At 66.8% G+C, this 7,223-nt stretch carries 6 protein-coding genes; 2 read left to right on the plus strand and 4 right to left on the minus strand.

Annotation, left to right across the window (positions count from 1 at the left end):
- Positions 1-8: 8 nt before the first annotated feature.
- From G3446_RS15010 to G3446_RS15025, 4 genes are all read right to left on the minus strand, one after another.
- The gene (locus tag G3446_RS15010) at positions 9-962 is read right to left on the minus strand and encodes a chlorophyllide a reductase iron protein subunit X (RefSeq protein ID WP_164453640.1); all 954 of its coding nucleotides are present in this window, start codon (positions 960-962) and stop codon (positions 9-11) included.
- Positions 959-1,927, minus strand: coding sequence for a chlorophyll synthesis pathway protein BchC (gene bchC, locus G3446_RS15015; RefSeq protein ID WP_209262442.1), 969 nt, complete (start codon positions 1,925-1,927; stop codon positions 959-961). Before bchC ends, G3446_RS15010 begins: the two co-directional genes overlap by 4 nt.
- 333 nt (positions 1,928-2,260) lie before the next feature.
- A complete protein-coding gene (locus G3446_RS15020) occupies positions 2,261-3,337 on the minus strand; it encodes a methyltransferase (protein WP_425338405.1) in 1,077 nt (358 codons plus the stop codon).
- Positions 3,338-3,442: 105 nt separating this feature from the next.
- Positions 3,443-4,312 (minus strand): polyprenyl synthetase family protein, encoded by an 870-nt coding sequence (locus tag G3446_RS15025; RefSeq protein WP_164453642.1) that lies wholly within the window; start codon positions 4,310-4,312, stop codon positions 3,443-3,445.
- 117 nt (positions 4,313-4,429) lie between these two features.
- Between G3446_RS15025 and crtD the strand changes: the two genes are divergently transcribed.
- Complete coding sequence (gene crtD, locus G3446_RS15030; RefSeq protein ID WP_164453643.1) at positions 4,430-5,926, plus strand: 1-hydroxycarotenoid 3,4-desaturase CrtD; 1,497 nt, start codon at positions 4,430-4,432, stop codon at positions 5,924-5,926.
- 83 nt (positions 5,927-6,009) lie between these two features.
- The gene (locus tag G3446_RS15035; protein ID WP_342450124.1) at positions 6,010-6,840 is read left to right on the plus strand and encodes a carotenoid 1,2-hydratase; all 831 of its coding nucleotides are present in this window, start codon (positions 6,010-6,012) and stop codon (positions 6,838-6,840) included.
- Positions 6,841-7,223 lie beyond the last annotated feature (383 nt).

A 7,223-nucleotide genomic window follows, 5' to 3' on the forward strand; every position in this document is an offset into this window, starting at 1 on the left:
CGGCTGTTTCAGACGTCGTCGTAGACGACTTCGAGCGACGGCTTGGCGATGGCGGCCGCGTCGCACATGTCTTCCGGACGCGCCGGCTCCAGCTTGACGTGGCGCCCGACATCGTCGCCCTTGAAGAGGTCCAGCAGGGCCTCGTGCTGGAGCGGCTTGGGGCGCACCGGCGGGGCCTCGGCGGCGTTGGTCGCCAGCTCCTCGAACAGCGGACCCCAGTCACCGCCGGGGCGGCCGACGATCTCGTAGTTGGCGCTCTTGCGGCGGATCTCGTCGTTCGCCGGGATGGTCGCCAGGATCGGAATACCGGCCGCCTTGGCGAAGGCCTGGGCCTCGCCCGTGCCGTCGTCCTTGTTGATGACCATGCCCGCCACGCCAACATTGCCGCCCAGGCCGGTGAAGTACTCCACCGCCGAGCAGACGTTGTTGGCGACATAGAGCGACTGCAGGTCGTTGGAGCCGACGATCATGACCTTCTGACAGAGGTCGCGCGCGATCGGCAGACCGAAGCCGCCGCAGACCACGTCGCCCAAGAAGTCCAGCAGCACATAGTCGAAGTCCCACTCGTGGAAGCCCAGCCCCTCGAGCAGCTCGAAGCCGTGGATGATGCCGCGGCCACCGCAGCCGCGCCCAACCTCGGGACCGCCGAGCTCCATGGCGAAGACGCCGTCGCGCTTGAAGCAGATGTCGCCAATGGCCACCTGCTCACCGGCGCGCTTCTTCTCGCTCGAGACACCCAGGATGGTCGGACAGTTGCGCCCGCCGAACAGCAGCGTGGCCGTGTCGCTCTTGGGGTCGCAGCCGATCAGCAGCACCTTCTTGCCTTGCTGGGCCATCATGTAGGACAGGTTGGCCAGGGTGAAGCTCTTGCCGATGCCGCCTTTCCCATAGATGGCGATGATCTGCGTCTCCTTGATGGCCGGCGACGCGGCCGGCGCGGGACCTTTGACGGGTACATTCACGAGATCGATCTCCAATCAAGAATCATCTTCAGGCAGCTGGGATCACCGAATGCCGTGCGATAGGCGCTGTCGGCCTCGGTCGCGGGCACGCGATGGGTGATGAGCCCATCCAGGGACAAACGGCCAGACTCCAAGAGGGAGCGCACCGCGGCGAGATCGGACGGCTGGAACTCGGCCGCGATGCGGAAGCGCGCCTCGCGCATGAAGGCGGGCGGAAAGGTGAAGCACACGGGCTGGCTGTAGAAGCCGCCGAGGATGATCTCGCCACCACGCGCCATCCGCGCGACCAGGCTATCCAGGATGCCGGGGTCGCCGCTCATGTCGCAGATGCTGCCGTAGTCGCGACGCTGATCGTCGTCCGGAGACATCACATCATAGCCATGACCCTCGGCACCCGACCTCCGCACCTGGCTGGTCTCCCAGACCACAGGACGCGAGCCCTCGCCCAAGGCCGCAATGCGCGCCAGCAAACGCCCCAGCACGCCATGCCCGACGATCAGCTCGACGTGTGGCGACTCGGGGCCGGCAATGGCATGGTAAGCGGTCGCCGCCAGCGCCAGTAGCACGGCCTGCTCACCGAGCGCATCGTCGACGGGGAGCAGGCGCTTGCCCGGCACCACGACCCGCGAGGCCGCCCCACCGAAGAGGCCGCGAACTTCGCCATAGCACACGGCACCGGGGACGAAGACGCGCTGCCCGACCTCGAGCCCAGCCTGCGCGCCGGCGTGGACGACACGGCCCACCGACTCGTAGCCAGGCACGAGCGGATAGCCCATGCCTGGGAATTCCGGCATCCGCCCGGACCAGAGCAGACGCTCGGTCCCTGTGCTGATACCGCTCCATTCGATGTCGACCACGACATCCTCGTCGGTCGGCGGCGTCAGCGCCAGCTTGCGCAGCGACAGGCGCTCCGGCTCCTCGAGCACGACCGCCAGGGCTTCGAGATTCGGGATAGTAGCGCTCAAAACGTGACTCGAAACAGGTTGATACTGAAGGATGGGACAGTTTAACGAAAGTTGACTGTCAGTCTAGGGCGAGTGCTGTGGATCTTGATCTGAGATAAGGCGATTGCCGGAAGTTCTTATACCAGGTGGCGCCGGATTGAGGTCCGCCTTCAAGGAGCGCCGACAGGAGCATCGCTGGGCGATGTGACTGGCGGGGCGGCACAGAAGGCGGGCGTCACGACAAGCCAGATGGCATGGGAATTGGCAGAAATCGCCGAAGTCGATTCGGCGACGGGAGCGCATCCCGCGCCGCAGGGGAACAGGCCTCGAGACGGCCCCCGAAGGACGCGCGGCTCAGCCTGCGCGACGGGCGACCATGACCTGGGTGAGAATCGGCCGGCGCGTCGGGAGCTGACGGACCTGATCGAAGCAGGTATCGCGCAGCATCTGCTCGACCTCCACCGGGGGCCGCGGACGTCCGCTGCCCATTGCGAGCAGATAGAAGCCGAAATAGGCGTCGCCAATGGGCTCGGCCCCAGGCGTTCCTGACATGGGCTCGGCGACCAGCAGGCGCCCACCCTCGGGCAGCGCATGGCAGGTCGCCTCCAGGAAGGACTGGGCCATCCCGTCGTCATGGTCGTGCAGCACGCGCACCAGTGATACGACATCGGCCCCCTGGGGCAGCGGATCGCGCAGCACATCCCCGCCGACGGCGATCGCCCGATCGGCCAGCCCCTCGCGCTCGAAGCGCGCCCGAGCGCGCTCGGCGACAGCCGGCAGATCGAAGAGGATGACGCGCAGATGCGGCCAGCGCTTGGCCGCCGTCACCAAGAAGGTGCCGTCCCCGCCCGCCACGTCCAGCAGGCAGTGATGCTCCTCGAGCGAGTAGGCATCCAGCACGTCAGAGGCGATCAAGCGCTGCGAGTCCGCCATGAGCTCGGTATAGCCGCCGACCGCGTGCTCGGCCGCCGAGGCCGGACGCTCGGAGCCGACATAGGCCCAGTATTTCAGCAGCTCGCGCCGCTCGGCCTCGCCGCGCAGCAAGGCGACAGGGTCTTGGAGATCCGCATAGGCCATAGCGTGATGCTCCACCATGGCCGCGATTCCGGGATTGCCGAGCATCGCCGCGCCCAGCTCGCCGAGGGCGAAGCGATCGCGACCACGCGCCTCGGCAAGCCGCAGACTCGCCGCGGCACGCAGCAGGCGACGCGCCTCATCCGGCGGCAGCCCCAGGCGATCCGCCAGATGACCGGACGACTGCACCCCCTCGGCCAGAATCTCGAACAGTTTCAGCTGCACGCAGGCGAAGAGGACTTGCGAATAGACGAAGCCGGCAACGATGTCGAACAGCTCGCGCGAGCGACGCCGCGCGAGCCAGCGGGTGAAAGGAAAAGCTGCAGCCCAGCGTTGAAAGCCAGGACTGGAGAGCACACGATTACGGACAGCGAGGAGGCGATCAGGGAGCCACACAGAAGGTACTACCGCAAGTTAGCTCGAGCCGCCGAAGCTGACGGCCCGTGCCTCTGTCTCAAGGCATCATGCCGCGCGCTGCGCGAGGTCCTTAGGCATGATATGGCGGGATTCGGCCATCAGGACCTCGGCCAGTTTGTCACGCCCCGGACACTCCGGGATGGCGTCGATCGCGCCCTTGACAAGTTGACGCAGCCGATCGATGGCGCCGTCGACCCCAAGCTCCCCGGCCGCGCTAGGGCGATTGAGCAGTGCGTCCCGGCCGACCGGCTTGCCGACCTCCTGGGCACTGGCGGCGACGTCACGCAGATCATCCGCGACCTGATAGGCCTCGCCAATCCGGTCACCGACGACGCGCCAGGCATCGGCGTCCGCGCCGGCGACTTGGGCACCGGCCGCCGTAGCGGCCGCGAACAGAGAGCCGGTCTTGGCGCGATGATAGTCTTCGACGGACACCCGCGGCTCGCACTCCCAAGCCTGGCCGGCGGTAATGCCATGCGGCATCCCGACCGAGCGACTGACGGTCAGCAAGAGAGGGCCGAGGCGCTCGGGAGTCGCAGCCAGGCTGCGCGCCAAGTGCTCGAAGGCGAGAATGATCAAGGCATCTCCGGCCAGGACCGCGAGCGGCTCGCCGAAGGCTCGATGAACCGAGGGGACGCCGCGACGCAGCGGGGAATCGTCGAAGCAGGGCAGGTCGTCATGGACCAGGGACGCACAGTGCAGCAGCTCGATCGAGGCCGCCACGGCATCCGCTGCCGCGTAGTCGGTGCTCCCACAAGCCGCGGCCACGGCAAGGCAGAGCCTAGGGCGCACGCGCGCACCGCCGGGGAAGACGGAATGACGGACTGCTTCAGCAAGACGTGGAGGACAGCCCGAGGTGGCCACACTATCTATGGCAGAGGCCAAGGCCTGCTCGATTCTTGTTGTGGCATCCATCGGCGCTCCCCCGGTAACCGCAGTCAAATGTAAGGAATAGTTGACACTTATGTGTGTCATGTACAATAGACATCTCCATCCGATGCGTCAACGCAAACGCAGGGAGGCCATACAGTGATGCCCACCCAGAAGGTTGTCGTCATCGGCGCCGGCATCGGCGGACTCGTCACCGCCGTCCAGCTCGCCGCTCGCGGGCTCCAAGTGCAGGTACTCGAGCGCGCCGCCGCACCGGGCGGCAAAATGCGCGAAGTTGCTGTCGGGCCGAGCCGAATCGATGCCGGCCCGACCGTCTTCACCATGCGCGGAATCTTCGAGGACGTCTTCGCGGACGCAGGCGCGAGGCTCGAAGATCACCTGCGGCTGGAGCCGCTCGAGATCATAGCACGCCATGCGTGGAGCGAGCATGAGCGCCTTGACCTCTTCGCCGACCATGAGCGCACCGTCGATGCGATCGGCAACTTCGCGGGCGCGGCGGCAGCAAAGGGTTACCAGGCCTTCTGTCGGCAGGCACGCATGATCTACGAAACCCTGGACGACACCTTCATCCGCGCCTCCCGCCCGAGCTTCTTCGGACTCATGGGGCGCTGCGGTCTCAGCGGCTTCGGCAACCTGAGCGGCATCAAGCCCTACGACAGCCTCTGGCAGATCCTCGGGGGCTACTTCGAAGACCCGCGCCTACACCAGCTGTTCGGCCGCTACTCGACCTACTGCGGCTCGTCGCCCTTCCAAGCGCCTGCCACGCTCATGCTGATCGCGCACGTCGAGCAGCAAGGCGTATGGTCCGTCGTCGGCGGCATGCATCAGATCGCATTGGCCCTGGCGGGCCTCGCCGAGCAGCATGGCGCCACCATCGAATACGGTTGCGAGGTCGCCGAGATCCTGACCGAGCGGGGCTCGACCACTGGCGTCCGACTCGCCAATGGCGAGAGCCGCCGGGCCGACGCCGTGGTCGTCAACGCCGACCCTGCCGCCGTCGCCAACGGCCTGCTCGGCAAGGGCGCCAGCCGCGCCGTCGCGCGCGTCGGGCCGAGCAGCCGCTCCATGTCCGCCATGACCTGGTGCCTGACGGCCGAGACCCAGGGCTTCCCCCTGGTGCGGCACAACGTCTTCTTCGGCGGGAACTATGCCTCCGAGTTCGACGACGTCTTCAAGCGCAGCAGGCTGCCGCGCGACGGCACTGTCTATCTGTGCGCCCAAGACCGCAGCGACCACGGCGGCGACGTCCGCAGCGGCCCCGAGCGGCTCTTCCTTCTCTTGAACGCGCCCCCACGTGGCGACCTGGATTCATTCGACGCAGCGGAGATCGAGCAATGCGAGCAGCGGGTTTTCAATCACCTGGAGAACTGTGGTCTGCGGGTGCTCAGACAGGCGGGGAGCTGCCAGGTCACGACGCCCGCGGAGTTCAATCGACTCTTTCCGGCGACCGGCGGGGCCTTGTACGGCCAAGCGACCCACGGATGGCGAGCGTCCTTCAATCGCCCAGCCTCGCGCACGCGGATCCCGGGCTTGTATCTGGCGGGCGGGAGCACCCACCCGGGAGCGGGCATCCCGATGGCGGCGATGTCCGGCCGCTTGGCGGCAGCCAGCCTGATCGAGGACCTCGGTTCGACCTGAGCATCGACCGCAATGGCTACCTCTGGTGGTATGTCGATGCGCTCAGCGACGACGAGGAGCATGGGCTCACCCTCATCGCGCTGATCGGCAGCGTCTTCTCCCCCTACTACGCCTGGTCGCGCCAGCGCGGCGATGCCGATCCGCTCAACCACTGCGCGCTGAACGTCGCCCTCTACGGTCGCCGCGGCAAGCGCTGGGCCATGACCGAGCGCGGCCGCAACGAGCTGGAGCGTACCGCCGACAGCCTGACCATCGGTCCGAGCACCCTCCACTGGGAAGGCGACGCACTCGTCATCGACATCGACGAGATCGGCGCCCCCATCCCCTCGCGACTGCGCGGCCAGGTCCGCGTCTACCCCGCCGCCGTCAACGGCCGCGACTTCGCGCTGGACTCGGCGGAGCGTCACCGCTGGTGGCCGATCGCGCCCATCTCGCGGGTCGAGGCGAACTTCGACAATCCCAAGCTGAGCTGGAGCGGCGCCGGCTACCTGGATTCCAATCGCGGTTCGGAGCCCTTGGAGCAGGCCTTTCAGGGCTGGGACTGGTCGCGCGCGGAGCTGAAGGACAGCGCCGCCATTCTCTATGACACCCGGGCACGCGACGCCCAGGGCGCCTCACTTGCCCTGCGTTTCGACGCGCAGGGTCGGGCGGAAGATTTCGAGCCGCCGCCGCGCGTCCCGCTGCCGACGACCAGCGTCTGGCGCATCGGCCGCGGCACCCAGTGCGAGCCCGGCCACGAGGCCAAGGTGATCGACACCCTCGAAGACACCCCGTTCTACGCCCGGTCGGTCGTCGAAACGCGCCTTCTGGGGCAGAAGGCACACTCGGTCCACGAGAGCCTCTGTCTCGATCGCTTCAGCTCAGGCTGGGTGAAGGTGCTGCTGCCCTTCCGAATGCCGCGGATCAGCCGATAGCGGGCAGCCCCGTAGGGTGGACAAGCACAGAGACTGTGAGAGTAATCCAAGCGCACCGCGAAGATCGCAGATTGGTGTAGGTTGGGCCGACGCAGGGGGGCCAACAATCAAAGCGTTAGGCTAGCCGCCATGTTGGGCTTCGTACCTCAGCCCAACCTACGCAGAATTTCTTCACAGTCTCACAGCGCAGTCCACCAGCGCCACCGGCGCACTTCATTGCGCTGCCCCAAGACCAATACCGGAAACCGAAGAGTAGCGGATAGCAGCCAGCAGCTCTGCCCGGAGGAAAGAGATTTCGAGCAAAGCGGAAGCTGGAAGCTGGAAGCTGGAAGCTGGAAGCTGGAAGCTGGAAGCTGGAAGCTGGAAGCTGGAAGCTGGAAGCT

This window comes from Thiorhodococcus minor (genome assembly GCF_010820565.1).
GTDB lineage: Bacteria > Pseudomonadota > Gammaproteobacteria > Chromatiales > Chromatiaceae > Thiorhodococcus > Thiorhodococcus minor.